14 protein-coding genes and 1 pseudogene are annotated in these 18,302 nt (G+C 62.4%); 9 read left to right on the top strand and 6 right to left on the bottom strand.

Features of this window, described 5'->3' with window-relative positions; translation table 11 throughout:
- Window positions 1–55 precede the first annotated feature (55 nt).
- The gene (locus tag NA29_RS18945) at window positions 56–925 is read left to right on the top strand and encodes a LysR substrate-binding domain-containing protein (protein ID WP_039400500.1); all 870 of its coding nucleotides are present in this window, start codon (window positions 56–58) and stop codon (window positions 923–925) included.
- A 108-nt stretch (window positions 926–1,033) separates the two neighbouring features.
- On the opposite strand, the gene NA29_RS18950 is transcribed toward NA29_RS18945, so the two are convergent.
- Window positions 1,034–2,368 carry an MFS transporter gene (locus tag NA29_RS18950; RefSeq protein WP_039400502.1) on the bottom strand — a complete coding sequence of 445 codons (1,335 nt, stop codon included), beginning with the start codon at window positions 2,366–2,368 and terminating at the stop codon, window positions 1,034–1,036.
- A 160-nt stretch (window positions 2,369–2,528) separates the two neighbouring features.
- Here NA29_RS18950 and cyoA point away from each other — a divergent pair, with 160 nt between their 5' ends.
- The 5 genes from cyoA to NA29_RS18975 all read left to right on the top strand — a co-directional run bounded on the left by cyoA (window position 2,529) and on the right by NA29_RS18975 (window position 7,593).
- Complete coding sequence (gene cyoA / locus NA29_RS18955) at window positions 2,529–3,563, top strand: ubiquinol oxidase subunit II (protein WP_052253061.1); 1,035 nt, start codon at window positions 2,529–2,531, stop codon at window positions 3,561–3,563.
- Between the two features lie 100 nt (window positions 3,564–3,663).
- Entirely contained in the window at window positions 3,664–5,655 is a 1,992-nt protein-coding gene (gene cyoB, locus NA29_RS18960; RefSeq protein WP_039400507.1) for a cytochrome o ubiquinol oxidase subunit I, read from the top strand.
- Entirely contained in the window at window positions 5,648–6,322 is a 675-nt protein-coding gene (gene cyoC / locus NA29_RS18965; protein WP_039400510.1) for a cytochrome o ubiquinol oxidase subunit III, read from the top strand. Before cyoB ends, cyoC begins: the two co-directional genes overlap by 8 nt.
- Complete coding sequence (gene cyoD / locus NA29_RS18970; protein ID WP_039400513.1) at window positions 6,319–6,720, top strand: cytochrome o ubiquinol oxidase subunit IV; 402 nt, start codon at window positions 6,319–6,321, stop codon at window positions 6,718–6,720. The genes cyoC and cyoD overlap by 4 nt, the downstream gene beginning before the upstream one ends.
- Window positions 6,721–6,732: 12 nt before the next feature.
- A complete protein-coding gene (locus NA29_RS18975) occupies window positions 6,733–7,593 on the top strand; it encodes an SURF1 family protein (RefSeq protein WP_306592131.1) in 861 nt (286 codons plus the stop codon).
- Here the strand turns inward: NA29_RS18975 and pdxR are convergent.
- Window positions 7,559–9,040 carry a MocR-like pyridoxine biosynthesis transcription factor PdxR gene (pdxR, locus tag NA29_RS18980; protein WP_052253062.1) on the bottom strand — a complete coding sequence of 494 codons (1,482 nt, stop codon included), beginning with the start codon at window positions 9,038–9,040 and terminating at the stop codon, window positions 7,559–7,561. The two genes, NA29_RS18975 and pdxR, sit on opposite strands and share 35 nt — an antisense overlap.
- Before the next feature lie 206 nt (window positions 9,041–9,246).
- Here pdxR and NA29_RS18985 point away from each other — a divergent pair, with 206 nt between their 5' ends.
- Both NA29_RS18985 and ggt read left to right on the top strand, forming a co-directional pair.
- A complete protein-coding gene (locus NA29_RS18985) occupies window positions 9,247–9,915 on the top strand; it encodes a M24 family metallopeptidase (RefSeq protein WP_039400516.1) in 669 nt (222 codons plus the stop codon).
- 731 nt (window positions 9,916–10,646) lie between these two features.
- On the top strand, window positions 10,647–12,269 hold the full coding sequence (ggt, locus tag NA29_RS18990; RefSeq protein ID WP_224786901.1) for a gamma-glutamyltransferase: 1,623 nt from the start codon (window positions 10,647–10,649) through the stop codon (window positions 12,267–12,269).
- Window positions 12,270–12,369: 100 nt separating this feature from the next.
- On the opposite strand, the gene NA29_RS18995 is transcribed toward ggt, so the two are convergent.
- The 3 genes and pseudogenes from NA29_RS18995 to NA29_RS19005 form a co-directional block, all read right to left on the bottom strand.
- A complete protein-coding gene (locus NA29_RS18995) occupies window positions 12,370–13,014 on the bottom strand; it encodes a methionine ABC transporter permease (protein WP_039400521.1) in 645 nt (214 codons plus the stop codon).
- A gap of 52 nt (window positions 13,015–13,066) precedes the next feature.
- A pseudogene (locus NA29_RS19000) lies at window positions 13,067–13,897 on the bottom strand (methionine ABC transporter ATP-binding protein); the annotation flags it as partial.
- A gap of 38 nt (window positions 13,898–13,935) precedes the next feature.
- Complete coding sequence (locus tag NA29_RS19005) at window positions 13,936–14,766, bottom strand: MetQ/NlpA family ABC transporter substrate-binding protein (RefSeq protein ID WP_039400524.1); 831 nt, start codon at window positions 14,764–14,766, stop codon at window positions 13,936–13,938.
- A gap of 331 nt (window positions 14,767–15,097) precedes the next feature.
- Here NA29_RS19005 and NA29_RS26385 point away from each other — a divergent pair, with 331 nt between their 5' ends.
- Window positions 15,098–16,387 carry a serine hydrolase gene (locus tag NA29_RS26385; protein ID WP_224786896.1) on the top strand — a complete coding sequence of 430 codons (1,290 nt, stop codon included), beginning with the start codon at window positions 15,098–15,100 and terminating at the stop codon, window positions 16,385–16,387.
- A gap of 80 nt (window positions 16,388–16,467) precedes the next feature.
- Here the strand turns inward: NA29_RS26385 and NA29_RS19015 are convergent, their stop codons facing one another.
- Entirely contained in the window at window positions 16,468–17,982 is a 1,515-nt protein-coding gene (locus NA29_RS19015; RefSeq protein WP_052253064.1) for an MFS transporter, read from the bottom strand.
- Window positions 17,983–18,302: the final 320 nt, after the last annotated feature.

An 18,302-nucleotide genomic window follows, 5' to 3' on the forward strand; every position in this document is an offset into this window, starting at 1 on the left:
CGCAAAGGAAATATTAATATTTCTTTTTCATGCTTAAGTTATTTTTACTTTCCAAATGCTCACGCTGCGCATGTTGAAGACGTTTCGTCTGGTGGCGCAAACCGGCTCGTTCGCGGCGGCGGCTGAGCGCGCCGCATTGACGCAGGCGGCCGTCAGTTTGCAGATGCGCGGATTGGAGGACGCCGTCGGCCAGCGGCTGTTCGACCGGCGCGGGCGTCAGATCACGCTCACGCGTCAGGGGCGCGACCTGTTTCCCCGCGTCGAGCAGATTCTGGCGCTCACGGCCGAGCTGACCACCTCGCCCGTCGATGCGATGCAAGGCCCGGTGACCATCGGCGCGGTGGTGTCGGTCATCGGCGCGCTCTCGCTCGTGGTCGCCGAACTGAAGACCGCGCATCCGCAGCTCGATGTGCGGCTGACGTCCGCCCGCTCGGACGAATTGACCGACCTCGTGGAGCAAGGCGAAGTGGACATCGCCGCCGTGGTCGCACGTGCGGACGACGCCCGCGCCGACGGACTGGTGTGGACGCCGCTCTACACCGAGCCGATGGTGATGGTCGTCAATCGCGATATCGCCGAGTCCGATCCGCAGCAGATACTCGATGCACACGCATTCCTGCGGTTCGACCGTCGCGTGCGAACCGGTCTCGTCGTCGAGCAGGCGTTGCGCGCAGCAAAACTCAGCGTAACGGAGTATCTGGAGCTGAACTCCATCGAGACGATCGTCGCGCTCGTGCGCAAGAACGTCGGCGTGTCGGTATTACCGTTGCTGCACCGGGGCGATTGGCACGCAGACCCTCTGCTGCGCATTGTCCCCATTGCCGAGCCGCCGCTGCTTCGCACCGTCGGCATGATTCATCGCGAACACGACTCACGCACGCACAACATTACCGCCGCGATTGCGGGCATGCTGTATGACGTTTGAACGGGTTTGACATGCACGAACATGTCGCACAAATGTCAACGGCGCGAACTTTATCGCGCCGTTGGCGGGAGACAACGTGAGGTGAAATTGTTGAGCGGCGTTTGGCGTTCAGTCTTTCGTTTCGAGCGCCTTGTTGATACGCAGTGCGAGCAGCGTGCAGACCGTGCCGGAGAGCAGATAGCCGCTCACGGCGATCAGCCCGAACTCGGCCGATAATCCGAGTGCCACAAGCGGTGCGAACGCCGCGCCAAACAGCCACGCGAAGTCCGTCGTAAGCGCCGCCCCGGTGTAGCGAAAGCGTTGCTCGAAGTTGGACGTCACCGTGCCGGCCGCCTGTCCGTAAGACAGGCCGAGCAGGCCAAAGCCGACCAGAATGAAGATGTCCTGCCCCACCGAGCTGCCGCCCATCAGGAACGGTGCAAACAGGGCGAAGACGCCGATGAAGAGAGCGAAAAGGCCCAATGTCGTGCGTCGGCCGATGCGGTCGGCAATGCGTCCGGAAATCACCGTGCAGATGATCGCGATGACCGCACCGCAGAGCTGCACAATCAGCACGCTGTTCAGATCCTGTGTGTTTTGCAGCGAAACCCACGAGAGCGGGAACACCGTGACCAGATGGAAGAGCGCATAACTTGCCAGCGCCGCGAACGCGCCGAGGAAGATGTTGTAGCCCTGCGAGCGCACCATCTCTCGCGTGCTGATCGGCTCCAGTTGCCCCTCTTCGAGCATGGCCGTGTATTCGTTCGTCACGACCAGACGCAGCCGCGCGAATAGCGCCACCACGTTCACGGCGAACGCGACGTAGAAGGGATAACGCCAGCCCCAGGTGAGGAAGTCGTCCGGATCGAGGCTCCAGTGCAGGAACAGGAACAACGACGCAGCGATGATGAAGCCGATCGGCGCGCCCAGTTGCCCCATCATCGAATACCAGCCGCGCCTTTGCGGCGGGGCGTTCATCGCCAGCAGCGACGGCAAGCCGTCCCACGAGCCGCCGAAGCCGATGCCCTGTACCAGACGGAAGAAGGCGAGTAACCAGATGGCCTTGTCGCCGATCACGGCATGCCCGGGCAGGAAGGCCATGCCCGCCGTGGCCGTACCGAGCACGAACAGCGCCGCCGTGAGCTTGACGCTGCGTCCCCAGCGGCGCTGCACGTTCATGAAGAGCGCAGTGCCGAACGGGCGCGAGATGAAGGCGAAGGAGAAGATCGTGAACGAGTACAGTAGCCCGTGAAGGCCGTCCGCAAACGGGAAAAAAACGTGTGGAAACACGAGGACGGCAGCAATGCCGAACACAAAGAAGTCGAAGTACTCGGAAGCGCGTCCGACAACCACGCCGACCGCGATTTCCTCAGGCGCGATGCGAGATTTGCTCCCGTGATCGTGCGCTGTCGGCGCGCCGGGTACCCCCGGTGGCGTCGGCGATTGATGAGCACTGCTTGACATTATCGGACCCCCTCGCGGATCGGGATGACGATGACACTCGTGCCAGAAAAGCATCGCAGGTATCTCGAATTGCCGCTATAGGGTTTACCCTAAATTGATGCATCAGGGAGGGCGGTCCATGATGGGTACGGTCTAAGGCTACGGTTCCATCGATCGCAGCATGACTTCCCCCAAGTTCCTCCGCGGGGTACTTTTACTCCCCGCCTTCGCGCTGCTGTCCGGCTGCAATACCGTATTGATGTCGCCTTCGGGGGATCTCGCGGTAAGGCAGCGGGACATCATCATCGTTTCCACTGTTCTGATGTTGCTGATCATCGTGCCGGTGATCGTGCTGACATTGCTGTTCGCCTGGCGATACCGGGCATCGAACAAGAACGCCGTCTACACCCCCGAATGGGATCACTCCACGCTGCTCGAACTGCTGATCTGGGCCGCGCCGCTGCTGATCATCATCGCGCTGGGGGCGCTCACGTGGGTCAGCACCCACAAGCTCGATCCATACCGGCCGCTTGAGCGCATCGATGCGAAACGGGAGATTCCGCCCGACACGCGTCCGCTCACGGTGCAGGTCGTGGCGATGGACTGGAAGTGGCTGTTCTTCTATCCCGACCAGGGCATCGCGACCGTGAACGAACTGGCTGCGCCGGTCGACCGTCCGATCCGCTTCGAAATCACGTCGACCACAATGATGAATTCGTTCTTCGTCCCCGCGCTCGCCGGTCAGATCTACGCGATGCCGGGCATGGAGACGAAGCTGCACGCGGTCATCAACAAGCCCGGCGTGTACGACGGCTTCTCTGCGAACTACAGCGGCGCGGGCTTCTCCGGCATGCGCTTCAAGTTCCACGGCATGACGGCGGACGAATTCGACGCGTGGGTGAAACAGGTCAAGACGAAGGGCGAAAACCTGTCGCGCGACAAGTACGAGGCGCTCGCGAAACCGAGCGAGTGGGTGCCGGTCAAGTATTACGCCGACGTAGCGCCCGACCTCTACGACGCGATTCTGAACCGTTGCGTTCAGCAGGGACAGACCTGCCTGAAGGACATGATGGATCAACCGAATCACGCGCACGCCAGCCGGGCCGGTTCGCGCAAGACCGATGCGTTGCTCGCCGATGCGATGTGTACCGCACAGAACACCGTGCAGTTCGCCGCCGACGCGCAACGTGCCCCGGGGACTGCGCTCGCGCAGTGACTTCGTGAAGCCGACTCGCGACGACCTACCCGTGACGCGCACTGCGCCTAACCGTCGACAATGATGCGCCTCGCGCGCGAATGATCCCAGGTTCGAGCTTATGGACATCGTCAAGCTGATCTTCGGTCGCCTCACGCTAGAGGCGATCCCGTACCACGAACCGATCCTCCTCGCGACCTTTGCGGGGGTGGCGATCGGCGGCGTCGTGGTACTGGGCGCCATCACCTACTTCAAGCTGTGGGGCTACCTGTGGCGAGAGTGGTTCACGAGCATCGATCACAAGAAGATCGGCATCATGTACGTGATCCTCGGCATCATCATGCTGCTGCGCGGCTTCGCAGACGCCGCGATGATGCGCCTGCAACAGGCGGTCTCGTTCGGCGACAACATGGGCTATCTGCCACCGCACCACTACGATCAGATCTTCACCGCGCACGGCGTGATCATGATCTTCTTCGTGGCGATGCCGCTCGTGACCGGACTCATGAACTTCGTGGTGCCACTCCAGATCGGCGCGCGCGACGTGGCCTTCCCGTTCCTCAATAACTTCAGCTTCTGGATGACGACCAGCGGCGCGGTGCTCGTGATGATGTCGCTGTTCGTGGGCGAATTCGCGCGCACCGGCTGGCTCGCGTATCCACCGCTCTCGGGCGTGCTGCAAAGCCCGGACGTGGGCGTCGATTACTACATATGGGCCTTGCAGATCGCAGGCGTCGGCACCTTGCTCTCGGGGATCAACCTGCTCGTGACCATCGTGAAGATGCGCGCACCGGGCATGACGATGATGCGCATGCCGGTGTTCACGTGGACGTCGCTGTGCACCAACGTGCTGATCGTGGCCGCCTTCCCGGTGCTCACCGCCGTGCTCGCCCTGCTCGCCCTCGACCGCTACGCCGGGACCAACTTCTTCACGAACGATCTCGGCGGCAACGCCATGATGTACGTGAACCTGATCTGGATTTGGGGTCACCCCGAGGTCTACATTCTCGTGCTGCCGGTGTTCGGCGTTTTCTCGGAAGTGGTGGCGACGTTCTCGGGCAAGCGACTGTTCGGTTACGCGTCGATGGTCTACGCCACGGTCGTGATTACGGTGCTGTCGTACCTCGTGTGGCTGCACCACTTCTTCACGATGGGCTCGGGCGCGAGCGTGAACTCGTTCTTCGGGATCACGACGATGATCATCTCGATACCGACCGGGGCCAAGATTTTCAACTGGCTCTTCACGATGTATCGCGGACGCATCCACTTCGAAGTGCCCATGCTCTGGACGATCGGCTTCATGGTGACGTTCGTGATCGGCGGCATGACCGGTGTGCTGCTCGCCGTACCGCCTGCGGACTTCTCGCTGCATAACGGCCTGTTCCTGATTGCCCACTTCCACAACGTGATCATCGGCGGGGTCGTGTTCGGCGTGTTCGCCGCCATCAGCTACTGGTTCCCGAAGGCCTTCGGCTACAAGCTCGATCCGTTCTGGGGCAAATGCTCCTTCTGGTTCTGGTTCATCGGCTTTTACGTGGCGTTCATGCCGCTCTACCTGCTCGGTCTGATGGGCGTGACGCGACGCGTGAGCCACTTCGACGATATGTCGTTGCAGATCTGGTTCCAGGTCGCCGCCGTGGGCGCGCTGCTCATCGCCATCGGTATCGGTTGCTTCATCATCCAACTGGTGGTGAGCTACATGCGTCGCGATCAACTGCGCGACGAGACGGGCGATCCGTGGGGCGGGCGCACGCTGGAATGGTCGACGTCGTCGCCGCCGCCGGTCTACAACTTCGCCTTCACGCCGCTCATTCACGACAACGACGCCTGGTGGCAGATGAAGCAACACGGCTTCAAGCGCCCGCTGGATGGCTTCATACCAATTCACATGCCAAAGAACACCGGCGCGGGCATCATCCTCGCGGGGCTCGCCACGGTGTGCGGCTTCGGGCTGATCTGGCATATGTGGCTGGTGGTAATCGTCGCCTTCGTCGCACTGATCGCGACGGCCATCGGACACACGTTCAACTATCACCGCGACTACTACATCCCGGCCGATCAGGTCGAACACACGGAGGCAGCGCGCACGCGACTGCTCGCCCAGCATGTCTGACACGACCGCACCGCTGCCTGTCGGAGGCGTGCCGCTCGGCGGCGGCGCCCACGCCCCCTCCCCACCGCGCGAGGGTGACCTGAAGTTCATGATGTCGACGGATTACCACCCGCCGGGTGGCACGTTGCTCGGCTTCTGGATTTATCTGATGAGCGACTGTCTCGTCTTCGCCTGTCTGTTCGCGGCGTATGGCGTGCTCGGTCGCAACTACGCGGGCGGGCCGACCGGCGCGGAGCTGTTCGAACTGCCGCTCGTGGCGGTCAACACCACGTTCCTGCTGCTCTCGTCGATCACCTACGGCTTCGCGATGCTGGAGATGCAAAAGCGCCGCCAGAGCGCTGTGACCGGCTGGCTGATCGTGACGGGGCTGCTCGGTGCGGCGTTCCTTTCGCTCGAACTGTACGAATTCGCCACGCTGATTCATGAGGGCGCCGGGCCGTGGCGCAGCGCGTTCCTGTCGTCGTTCTTCACGCTGGTGGGCACGCACGGGTTGCACGTCACGTTCGGCATCATCTGGCTCATCACGCTGCTGGTGCAGATCGGCAAGCACGGTCTGAACGCACCGAACCGTCGGCGGCTGATGTGCCTGTCGATGTTCTGGCACTTTCTGGACGTCGTGTGGATCGGCGTCTTCACGTTCGTCTATCTGATGGGAGTGCTGCCGTGAGCACCCATGACTCGACTTTGCACGATGCCCACGGGCATGACCATGATGACGATCATGGCAATGAGGGGCCGCACAGCACGCTGCGCGGCTACGCGACCGGTTTCATTCTGTCGGTGGTGCTCACCGCGATTCCCTTCTGGTTCGTCATGGGTGGCGTGTTCGAGAAATCGAGCACGACCGCGATCATGATCCTGTTCCTCGCGGCGATCCAGATCGTGGTGCACATGATCTACTTCCTGCATATGAACGCGAAGTCCGAGGGCGGCTGGAACATGCTGTCGCTGATCTTCACGATCGTGCTGGTCGTCATCACGCTCTCAGGCTCGCTGTGGGTGATGTATCACCTGAACCAAAACATGATGCCGGGTATGATGCAGGATACGAAAAACCTCCCTTGAACGGCATTTCCCTTGAGTAGCGATCGACTTCACGATTCGGGGGACGCACAGCGTCCCCCGCGCGCTTCCGGCGCCCCCTCCCGCACATCTCCCCTTCGCGTGGTGATTCTCGGCGTCATCACGCTGGTGCTGATTTCCCTCTTCGTCTCGCTCGGCACGTGGCAGCTGCAACGCCGCGCGTGGAAACTCGATCTGATCGAACGCGTGAATTCGCGCGTGCACGCGCCTCCGTCGGCCGCGCCCGCGCGCGCACAATGGGCCGACGTCAGCGCAGAGAAGGACGAGTATCGCCATGTCACCCTGACCGGCACCTACCAGTTCGATAAGGACACGCTCGTGCAGGCCGTCACGGATCTGGGCGGCGGTTACTGGGTGCTCACGCCGCTGCGCACGGCAGAGGGTGGCGAAGTATTGGTCAATCGAGGCTTCGTGCCGCCGGGCTGGAAAGAGTCGGTGCCGCCCGCCCCGGCAGGTGAAGTCACGGTGACGGGTCTGCTGCGCATGCCCGAGCCCATCGGTGGCTTCCTGCGCAAGAATGCCCCGGCGGAGAACCTCTGGTATTCGCGTGACGTGGTCGCGATTGCGGCGGCGCGGGGTCTCAACGCGTCCGACGTCGCCCCGTATTTCGTGGACGCCGACGGCAAACCGGGCGCGAACGCGGGTGCCGGTGCAAACGCGATCACCAACGATGCGGAAGCTATGACCAGCAAGGTTCAGTCGCAAGCTCGCGACTATCCCGTGGGCGGTCTGACCGTGGTGCAGTTCCCGAACAACCACATGAGCTATCTGCTGACGTGGTACGCACTCGCCATCATGTCGGCCGTCGCAGGCTGGTTCGTCATTCGGCTCGAACTTCGCAAGCGCGGCGAATAGACGTCGCGATACACGTCGCAATACAGGTCGCAATTTCCGGCAGCCGCGCATCGTCGAGCGCGGCGTAGCCGAGCACCAGAGCCGGGGGCACCGTCTGCGCCCGGGTGAACTCCCGGGTGAACTCCTTGAGTCCTTCCACGAACACGCCTTGCGCGCGCAGCGTCTCGACAAGCGCCGCCTCGTCCACCTGCGACGGCAGCCACAGCACGCAGTGAAAACCTGCGTGATCGCCGGTGATGCGACACGGTGCCGTCATCCTCGCGCGTAACGTCTCCAGCAGCAGATTCCGACGTCGGAGATACACGCTGCGCGAGGCGCGCAAATGTCGCGCGAAATCCCCGCCATCGATATAGCTCGCGAGCGCCATCTGCTCGATGAGGCTGTTCGAACGTCCCGACGCCGAGCGCTGCCCCGCGATTCGCGCGAGCAGCACTGGCGGCGCCAGCAAATAGCCAATGCGCAGCGACGGAAACAGCGACTTGTTGAAGCTGCTGCAATGAATCACGCGCGCCTGCGTGTCGATGGCCTTGAGCGCAGGTAAAGGCGCACTGCCGTAGCTGAACTCGCTGTCGTAGTCGTCTTCGACGATCCAGATGTCGCGCGCGCTTGCCCACTCCAGCAGTTGCATGCGGCGATTGATCGACATCGTGGTGCCAAGCGGCGCCTGATGCGCAGGCGTCACGTAGGCGATGCCGGGACGCCCCGCCCCCGCATGGTCGGCGGCCTCCACGACAAAGCCCTCGTCGTCGACAGGCACGCTCACGCAACGCTGCGACGGCGCACGCACCAGCGTCGACAGATTCTTGTAACCGGGGTCTTCGAGATAGAACACCGTGGCGTCGTTCGCGAGGACTTCCGTGACGAGATCGATGGCATGGCGAATGCCGGTCGTCACCACGATTTCGTCTGCTTCGCAGGCGATGCCCCGCGTCATGCGCACATAGCGAGCGATGCTCTCGCGCAGCGGCAAATAGCCGCGCGGGTCCGTGTCCGCCAACAATTCGGGGGTGACCGCCCGCAGCGCGCGGTTCATATGCTTGCGCCAGACGGGCAGCGAGAACAACGCGGCATCGGGCGAACGGCCGGTTTTCGACGCGAGCGACGCAGCGCTTTCGGGTAGCGGTTGCGTCGAGCGCTTTGCTTGACCGGAGGCAGCCGGTGTCGCCACCGCCCCGGAGAAGTCCGCGACCACTTCCGTGCCCGCCCCAACGCGACTCGCCACATAGCCTTCGAGCGTCAGTTGCTCGAACGCCAGCTCGACGATGCCGCGCGACACCCCCCACCGCTCCGCCAGCGTTCGTGTAGAGGGCAGACGATCACCGCGGCGCAACTCGCCCGCGACGATGCGCTCGCGCACGCAACGGTAGACCCATGCCTGACGCGTCTCCTTCTCGTGACGAGCGGAGAGCGGCAGTTCCAGCGGCTGGCTGAGGTGGCGTCGGCGCATGAGGCGGCTGCAAAAAGGGATGGAAGCGCGTCGGTGTCACTGCGGTCGAATCGTCGATCCGAGGCAAAGTGGCCCAATCCACTGCGCAACAAATGGCGCTTCGAATTATACAAGTTAGGCTTTATCCTAAACACCATGACGTCTGTTCCGCAGGTTGCAACGCGACTGGCGTTCCCCCCGATCAGAATAATCAGTGGAGAAATTCGATGGAGTTGACGGAGTTAGCCCGGCGCGAAGCGGTCGGAACCAAGTACAGCGTCGAAGCCATGCAACGTGCACAGGCGCTCACGTGGGAAGCCACCGAGAAAATCGCCGCCCTGATCAAGCCTGGCATGCGCGAGTCGGAAGCCATTGCCGCCAGCAAGACGCTGCTTGGCACGCTCGGCATGGACCGCATCTGGCACCCGGTCCTGATCCGCTTCGGCGAAAACACGTTGCGCACGTTCAGCGAGCGCAGCGATAGCGACCCGGTGCTCGGCGACGACGACATCTATTTCATCGACATCGGCGTGGTGTTCGGCGCGCACGAAGGCGATTGCGGGTTCACGCGCACGACCGGCAGCGACCCCGAGATGCAGCGTTGCGCGGACGACGCCAAGCGTCTGTTCGACATCGTCCACCAGCATTGGCGCACCGAAGGGGTGAACGGTCAGGCCCTGTACGAATTCGCGAAGGCACAGGCCGAGGCAATGGGCTGGGTGCTCAATCTCGACATCAAGGGTCATCGCGTGAGCGACTTCCCGCACGCCATCTATAAGGGTGGCAAGCTCGGTGATTTTGAAGGTACGCCCAACGGCGGCCTGTGGATTCTCGAGATTCAGATCGCGCATCCGACGCGTGCGTTCGGCGCTTTCTACGAAGACCTGTTGATTTAATCGGCAGCGAAGACGCGAGCGCCGCCAGGGATGCTCGCGTCATTCATCGCGCATCAAAACTCAACACGCAGTTCAATCCTGCTCAACACGGCATTATTTGCCCGTTATCTGCCCGTTATCCGTGCAAGTCGCGCTTGCCTTCCAACTTCGATTCGCTAATACTCGGGTCACATGACAGCGTGGTGATCGCGCAACAACAACGAGTGGATTCCGAACTTTTCGCGCCGTTTCGCTTCGTGATCCCCTCCGTTTCGACGGACAAACCTCCATCGATATCTGACCCCATATCGTGTGAAATGCGCGTCGTCCAAGGCCTGTGAGGGCGAGCGCACGATTTTGCGAATTGTCCAGAGCCACCCGAAGTCGCGTTGTGGCCCGTCGCCCGGACTTTTGGCGCATCTTTCCCCAATTACCCGTTATGCGTTAACGTTCGATGGTCGACGGGATTGTTCCCGCACGTCGCAACGTCGGTATAGGCAGCGGAGACATCACCCCGCAACCGTGTCGCCCGCTGAGGCACATGGGCGAGGGCGAGCTGCCCGTCGTGTGTCCGTCGCTAGCGCAGTTGAAGCTCCAGCAGTTGCAGCTACCTCCATCTCGCTCACCATAAGAACCACAGAAAGACGATGAAAAACCCAACCTTCACTAAAGCGCTCTTAGCGACAGCTCTGAGCTGCGCGCTGTTCAACGTTCACGCGGCATCGCAGGCACCGGTCGGCGCGCAGAACGGCATGGTCGTGACGGCCCAGCACCTCGCCTCGAAAGTCGGCGTCGACGTGCTCAAGGCCGGCGGCAATGCCGTCGACGCAGCGGTCGCGGTCGGTTACGCGCTCGCCGTGGTGTACCCCGCAGCGGGCAACATCGGCGGCGGCGGCTTCATGACGATCCAGCTCGCAGACGGCCGCAAGACCTTCCTCGACTTCCGTGAAAAGGCCCCGCTCGCTGCAACGGCCAACATGTACCTCGACAAGGACGGCAACGTCATCAAGGGCGCCTCGACGACCGGTTATCTGGCCGTCGGCGTCCCGGGCAGCGTGTCCGGTATGGAATACGCGCGCGAGAAGTACGGTACGAAGACGCGTCAGCAACTGCTCGCACCGGCCATCACGCTCGCCGACAAGGGTTTCGTGCTCGATCAGGGCGACGTCGACATGCTGTGGACGTCCACCAAGGACTTCGAGAAAGACCGCGCCAACTCGGGCGCCATCTTCCTGAACAAGGGCCAACCTTTCCAGCCGGGCGAACGCCTCGTGCAGAAGGACCTCGCCCGCACGCTCAAGCTGATCAGCGCCAAGGGCACCGACGGCTTCTACAAGGGTGAAGTTGCCGACAAGCTGGTGGCATCGATGAAGGCAGGCGGCGGCATCATCACGCAGGCCGACCTCGATCAGTACAAGACGCGCGAATTGGCCCCGGTCGAGTGCGACTATCGCGGCTATCACGTGGTGTCGGCACCGCCCCCGAGCTCGGGTGGCGTGGTGATCTGCGAGATCATGAACATTCTCGAAGGCTACCCGATGAAGGAGCTGGGCTATCACTCGGCTCAGGGCGTGCACTACACCATCGAAGCCATGCGTCACGCGTACGTCGACCGCAACAGCTATCTGGGCGACCCGGACTTCGTGAAGAACCCGATCGCACAGTTGCTCGACAAAAACTACGCAGCGAAGATTCGTGCCGCGATCAACCCGCAAAAGGCTGGCATCTCGCAGGAGATCAAGCCGGGTGTGCCGCCGCATGAAGGCAGCAACACGACGCACTACTCCATCATCGACAAGGACGGCAACGCCGTATCCGTGACCTACACGCTCAACGACTGGTTCGGTGCGAAGGTCATGGCCAACGGCACGGGCGTGCTGCTCAACGACGAAATGGACGACTTCACCTCGAAGGTGGGCGTGCCGAACATGTACGGTCTGATTCAGGGTGAGGCGAACGCCATCGGCCCGGGCCGTCGTCCGCTGTCGTCGATGAGCCCGACCATCGTCACGAAGGACGGCAAGCCGGTGATGGTTGTCGGCACGCCGGGTGGCAGCCGCATCATCACGGCCACGCTGCTGACGATGCTCAACGTGATCGACTACGGCATGACGTTGCAGGAAGCCGTCGATGCGCCGCGTTTCCACCAGCAATGGATGCCGGAAGCGACCAACATCGAAGCGTTCGCATTGAGCCCGGACACGCAGAAGATCCTGGAAAGCTGGGGCCAGAAGTTCGCGGGCCCGCAACCGGCTAACCACATCGCGGCGATTCTCGTCGGCGCACCGTCGCTCGGCGGCAAGCCGGTCGGCAAGAACCGCTTCTACGGTGCGAACGACCCGCGTCGCAACACGGGTCTCGCACTCGGGTATTGATGACTGAATGGATTCGGCACCGCGCCGGATCCGGGTAACGAATGAAAAGAGGCCGCAGATGCGGCCTCTTTTTTTGTCGGATGCTGTGCGTCTTCAGTGTTCAGCGGCGATGATCCACACGACGCGCGAGACGCTCCCCCGCAAACTGCACCAACGTCACGAGCGCCACGAGAATCACAATCACGTTGAACATCACACTCGTCTCGTAACGCTCATAGCCATACCGTACGGCGAGATCACCAAGACCGCCCGCCCCGACCGCGCCCGCCATTGCCGAAGCGCCGACCATCGCAATCACCGTCACCGTCGCACCGCCGAGAATGGCGGGCAACGCTTCGGGCAATAGCACGTGACGCACGATATGCCACCGACGGCAGCCCATCGCGCGCGCCGCTTCGATCAGTCCCGGATCGATCTCGCGCAAGCCGACTTGCGTCACCCGCGCGAAGAATGGAATCAGATGAACGGCAAGCGGCACCACGGCGGCCCATGTGCCCATCGTCGTGCCGACAATCCAGCGCGTGACCGGCAACAACGCCACCAGCAGGATGATGAACGGGACCGCGCGGAACAGATTCACGACGACCGACAACGCACGGTTGAAGCGCGGACGCGGGACCAACCCGCCCGGTGCGGTGATCACCAGCACAATGGCGATCAGCATGCCCACCGCAAAGACGATGGCGCACGCGCTCGTGACCATTAGCAACGTTTCGCCGAAGGCGCGCAGATATTTGTCGAGCATAGCGATTCCGTAGGAATTAGACGGCCTGGGCCTGATGGCGCTGCGCACTTTGCGCGAGGCGTCCCTGCCAGGCGTGTTGCAACGGGCGTAGCAGCGCACGCGTCGCTTCGGCCAGCGGGTTCGCGAAGACTTCGTCGACCGGACCGAGCTCGGCGATGCATCCCTGATCGAGCACCAGTACGCGGTCGCAAGCCTGATGGATTACCCCCATGTCGTGCGTGATGAGGACAACCGTCAGGCCAAATTCGCGCTGGACGTCGCGCAACAACGAGAGAATCGAATCGGTCGTCTCGGGGTCGAGTGCAGACGTCGCTTCGTCGCACAGCAGAATTTCGGGGCGATGCACCAGCGCACGCGCGATCCCCACGCGTTGCTTTTGTCCGCCGGAGAGCATGGCGGGATAGGCGTCGGCCTTGCCCGACAGTCCCACGAGCGCTAATAGCTCATTCACGCGCGGCGCGATTTGTGCTTTCGGCACGCCCGCAACACGCAGCGGCAGCGCCACGTTTTCGAAGACAGTCTTCGCCGACAACAAGTTGAAGTGCTGGAAGATCATGCCGATGCGTCGACGCAGGCCGACCAGCGCCGCTTCGTCGAGCGACGCCACGTCGACGCCATCCACCTTGACGTGTCCCGTGCTCGGCAACTCCAGCGCGTTGATCGTGCGCAGCAGCGTAGACTTGCCTGCGCCGCTGCGTCCGATGATGCCGAAGCTCTCACCACGATGCACGGCGAACGCGATGTCCTGCAACGCCGCACTCGACGCCCCGGGGTAAATCTTGCCGAGTCCGTCGAAGGTGATGTGTGCGACTTCGCGCGCTGCCGCCGTGGGCAAGCGGGTCACCGTGGTCGTGGGCGCGGTGGAAGTGTGCCGGGTTGTCATCGACGGGGTCCTCGAAAATGAGACTGGAGAGTGGGGGATCAGAACGCCGGGACGACCGAACCCTGATACTTCGCCTCGATGAACTTGCGCACTTCTTCCGATTGATAGGCCTTCACGAGGGGCGCGACCCACGGCGCGTTCTTGTCCTTTTCGCGCACGGCAATGATGTTGACGTAAGGATTGTTCTCGCGCTTCTCGACCGCGATGCCATCGCGCGTCGCGATCAGCCCTGCCTGATACGCGAAGCTGTTGACGATGGCCGACGCGTCGACGTCCGGCAGCGAGCGCGCCAGCACGACCGATGCGCTTTCGATGAACTGAAGCTTGCGCGGGTTGGCCGTAACGTCCGAGAGCGTGGCCGTGCCGGTGTACGGGTCGAAGCCGTCGCGCAGCTTGATGAGACCGTGATCGCGCAGGATCACGAGCGCGCGGGTCTGATTGCTCGGGTCGTTCGGCAGGCCGATCTTCGCGCCTTCGGGCAGCGATTCGAGCGACTTGTACTTCTTCGAATAGAACGCGATGGGCGAGATCAGCGTGTCGCCGACCGACACAAGCTTGTAGCCGCGTTGCTTGATCTGGTCGCGCAGGAACGGAATGTGCTGGAACGAATTGGCGTCGAGATCGCCGTTGTTCAGCGCTTCGTTCGGACTGGCCGTGCCGCTCACCACCACGGATTCGACGTTCAGGCCGCGCGATTTCGCGACCTTCGTGACCACTTCCCAAATCTCTTCGTCGACACCGCCGCGCACGCCGACCTTAAGCGGTTTGTCGGCAGCAAAGGCGCTCGCCGAGCCCAACGTGCCGAGCGAGCCGATGGCCAGTGCGAGCGAGAGACTACCGAGCAGACGAAACAATTGACGGCGTTGCATGACGAATTCCCCTTGGATAGTCGATATAGGTGAGGCCGATTCAGGCGAGCGCTCAGTCTAGGAAGTGGGGGCCAGCAGCGTCCAATAACCAATTGCGCAAAGCTAAGTCGCCAGGGGGCGCAGAGCATTCGTATGCTGAAGGTTCTGCACTTGTAACTTTTTGTAATACGTCGCCGACAAACTCAGGAACTCCTCCTCTGACCGCCGTCCAACAGGTTTCCCCGTGGATTGCGTCTATCTCTCGTGTGGCGGTTGCCGTCGCGCGCGCAGAGCATTTTTTGTTCGACGCACATCGCTTTCTCGTCCCTTCTCTCTACGGAACCGCGCGAAGATGTCTGCCCTGTGGTACCCGCTGCTCAGCCCGTCCCTGCCCCGCCTTTACCGTATGCCACCACGTGCGATTGCCATTGCGCGCCTCGTGCTGTTCGGCGTCATTCTGCTCATCGCGGGACTGCCGGTGAGCGACGCCCTCGCCGCGAACGCGCATCAGACGAGCACAGGCAAGCGTCGGCATGACGCCGTCAAGAAGAAGAAAACGGTGGCGAAAAAGGCGAAGGCCGCACCGCAGCGCAAGGCGACGGCAGCGAGCACGTCGCGCAAGCGTGCGGCGACTCACGCGGCAAAGGGCCGCACAAGTCGTACCGCGAAAAAGGCGACACCGCCGCGTCGCGCCAAGGTGACGAAGTCCACGGCGAAGCGATCGCCGACGGTCGCGCGGCGCAAGGCCGTGCCGAAGGCTGCTGTGGCGATGGGGGCCTCGGCAGGCGCTACGGCCGCAACTGCGACGAAACCAGGAGAAACGGCGGTGGTATCAGCCCAAGTGAGCACTGACGCCAAACCCAGGCTGCTTGCCCGTTGCGGCTTCACGTCGGCATCGCGCAAACGACTGTTCTCGAAGGCGGTGTACATCGTCGACGAGAAAACGCATACGCCGCTGTTTGCCCTGAATGCGGATCAGGTGCGCCCCATCGCGTCACTCTCGAAGCTGATGACGGCCGTTGTCTGGCTCGACAGCGGCCCGGCCATGCGCGCGCCGCTCACGGTCACGAATGCGGATCTCGACACGCTGAAGTTCACGCATTCACGTCTGGCCGTGGGCTCTACGCTCTCTCGCGCCAACATGCTGCACATCTCGCTGATGGCCTCCGAGAACCGTGCGGCCGCCGCACTGAGTCGTGACTATCCGGGCGGGCGGCCCGCGTTTATCTCGGCAATGAACGCCAAGGCACGTTTGCTCAACATGCCCAATACGCGTTTTGAAAACGCCACGGGGCTTTCGCCGCGCAATGTGTCGACAGCGCGTGAACTAGCGCGGTTGGTGCGCGCGTCGAACGGCTATCCGCTGATTCGCCGCTACTCGATCGATCATCAGCAGTTGGTGCCCACTGGCAAGGGACAGTTGCAATACGTCAATACCAACCGATTGGTACGCTACGGCAAGGTGCACGCCAGTGTGCAGAAGACGGGCTTCATCAACGAGTCCGGGCACAACATGGTGATGCGAGTGATGGTGCACAAGACGCGTCCAGTAATTGTGACGATGCTCGGCAGCGACACCCCCGAAGGGTCACGCCTCGATGGCGTTCGCATCGCGCATTGGTTGTCGTGCTCGCTGCGTTGAGCTCACATCGCGCCGCGAGAAAAAACGCGCGCTCACCCGTGGGTGAGCGCGCGCTTCGGTAACGATGCATGCAGGGGCAGTTAGTGCTTACGTGCGTGCCAGCGTCCCCAGATGGCCGTGGCGAAGAGCAGGAACGCGCCTGCGCCGATCACGGCGTCGAACCCATGATTGAACGCGGTGTTAGAGAGCGTCGCCAGCGCATCGGCGGCCATCGGCGGCAAGTGCTCAGCCACGATCTGCGCTTCGTCGAGGCTGTCGCGCACGGTGTCCGGAAGCGTCGCGACTTGCGGCACATCCATCGAACGGCCGTAGACGAACGTCAGCAGGCTCCCCATGAAGGTCACGCCCAGCGCACCGCCGAGTTCGTACGAAACCTCTTCGACCGACGCTGCCATCCCGGCGCGCTCAGGCGGTGCGCTCTGCATGATCGTGCTCGACGCCGCCGTCATGGTCGCACCGACGCCAACACCGAGCGTCGCCAGTGCCAGTGCCGACAACAGCAGGCCCGAGTCACGCAGGATCAGATAACCGGCCATGCCCACGGCCGACGTCAGCAAAGAGATGAACAGCATCCGCGCGCTGCCCGTGCGGGGGAGCATGCGTCCGGCAATCGGTCCCGCGACGAAGGCGGCGATCGATAACGGCATGCCCGCCCATCCGGCTTCCAGCGGCGAGTAGCCCAGCGTCAGTTGCAGACGCTGACTGAACACCAGTTGCATGCCGATCAGAGCCGCCGCAGCCATCAGTGCCGCCGCCACCGCACCGGCGAACACCGGATTACGGAACAACGTGAAGTCGAGCAACGGATGCGCGCTGCGCTGCTGGCGTTTGACGAACGCCCACAAGAACGCGACGCCCACGACAACTGCAATGGCGACCGTCGCCCAGTCGGGGGACAGCTTGCCCGCGCTCTTGATCGCGTACGTCACGCCGATCAGACCGACCATGAAGAGCAACGAGCCGAACCAGTCCCACGGTTGCGACGACGTCGCACCGCCCTTCGGAATCAGCCACCAGGCCACAGGCAAAGCGATCAGCACGATCGGGACGTTGATCAGGAAAACCGAGCCCCACCAGAAGTGTTCGAGCAGTGCGCCACCGACAATCGGGCCGAACGCCGCTCCACCTGACGCCACCGACGCCCAGATACCGATAGCGAGCGCCTGCTCACGGGGATCAGCAAACGTCAGGCGAATCAGCGACAGCGTGGCGGGCATCATCATGGCCGCACCGACCCCGAGGAAACCTCGGGCGACGATCAGGACGTTGGCGCTCGGTGCAAAGGCGGCGGCGAGCGACGCCACGCCGAAGACGACCAGACCGGCGAGAAACAGTTGCTTGTGGCCCAGACGGTCGCCGAGCGTGCCCATGCCGAGCAACAGGCCCGAGACCACAAGGGCGTAGGCGTTGACGATCCACAGCTTGGCGGAGGCCGTCGCTGCCAGATCGTGGGTCAGACGCGGCAGTGCCGTATAGAGCACCGTCATGTCGATCACGATGAGCAGCAGCGCCACCGACACGACGGCCAGCACCAGCCAACGGCGTGCACCGCTCGCATGAGGTACCGGATGTGTTGAGGTGTGCAGACTGGACATCGGAAAAGCTCCTTTCCTTTTTGGTGCGTAACTTCCGTTGGGTCCATTTGGTCCATTTGGTCCGACGGGGTTACGTACTGGCTTTATTTCTAGGGAAAACCCGCATCATCCATCAATAAATCGATTGAGAAAAGTTGGATTCCATCTGATAAGTGGATGGATTTGAAAGGTTTTTCCGTTTAACGACCATCCGACGCGGATGCTGACGATCTGGCGGGTGATAGGGTCAGATTCGAACGGTCGTTCTAGTGCGCTCGTCAAGACTGGCGGTGCACCACGCAGGCGCATACAATCTGCGCCACATTCCCATTGGGCGAAAA

The organism is Pandoraea sputorum (assembly GCF_000814845.2).
Lineage (GTDB): Bacteria > Pseudomonadota > Gammaproteobacteria > Burkholderiales > Burkholderiaceae > Pandoraea > Pandoraea sputorum.

What these genes read in the sequence shown, in the direction of transcription:
- NA29_RS18995 (WP_039400521.1), bottom strand. Translation starts at nt 13,014, where the DNA reads ATGCTCGACAAATATCTGCGCGCCTTCGGCGAAACGTTGCTAATGGTC.
- cyoA (WP_052253061.1), top strand. Translation starts at nt 2,529, where the DNA reads ATGACTTCCCCCAAGTTCCTCCGCGGGGTACTTTTACTCCCCGCCTTC.
- NA29_RS26385 (WP_224786896.1), top strand. Translation starts at nt 15,098, where the DNA reads ATGTCTGCCCTGTGGTACCCGCTGCTCAGCCCGTCCCTGCCCCGCCTT.
- NA29_RS18945 (WP_039400500.1), top strand. Translation starts at nt 56, where the DNA reads ATGCTCACGCTGCGCATGTTGAAGACGTTTCGTCTGGTGGCGCAAACC.
- ggt (WP_224786901.1), top strand. Translation starts at nt 10,647, where the DNA reads ATGGTCGTGACGGCCCAGCACCTCGCCTCGAAAGTCGGCGTCGACGTG.
- NA29_RS18950 (WP_039400502.1), bottom strand. Translation starts at nt 2,368, where the DNA reads ATGTCAAGCAGTGCTCATCAATCGCCGACGCCACCGGGGGTACCCGGC.
- NA29_RS19015 (WP_052253064.1), bottom strand. Translation starts at nt 17,982, where the DNA reads ATGTCCAGTCTGCACACCTCAACACATCCGGTACCTCATGCGAGCGGT.
- cyoB (WP_039400507.1), top strand. Translation starts at nt 3,664, where the DNA reads ATGGACATCGTCAAGCTGATCTTCGGTCGCCTCACGCTAGAGGCGATC.
- NA29_RS19005 (WP_039400524.1), bottom strand. Translation starts at nt 14,766, where the DNA reads ATGCAACGCCGTCAATTGTTTCGTCTGCTCGGTAGTCTCTCGCTCGCA.
- cyoC (WP_039400510.1), top strand. Translation starts at nt 5,648, where the DNA reads ATGTCTGACACGACCGCACCGCTGCCTGTCGGAGGCGTGCCGCTCGGC.
- NA29_RS18985 (WP_039400516.1), top strand. Translation starts at nt 9,247, where the DNA reads ATGGAGTTGACGGAGTTAGCCCGGCGCGAAGCGGTCGGAACCAAGTAC.
- pdxR (WP_052253062.1), bottom strand. Translation starts at nt 9,040, where the DNA reads ATGCGCCGACGCCACCTCAGCCAGCCGCTGGAACTGCCGCTCTCCGCT.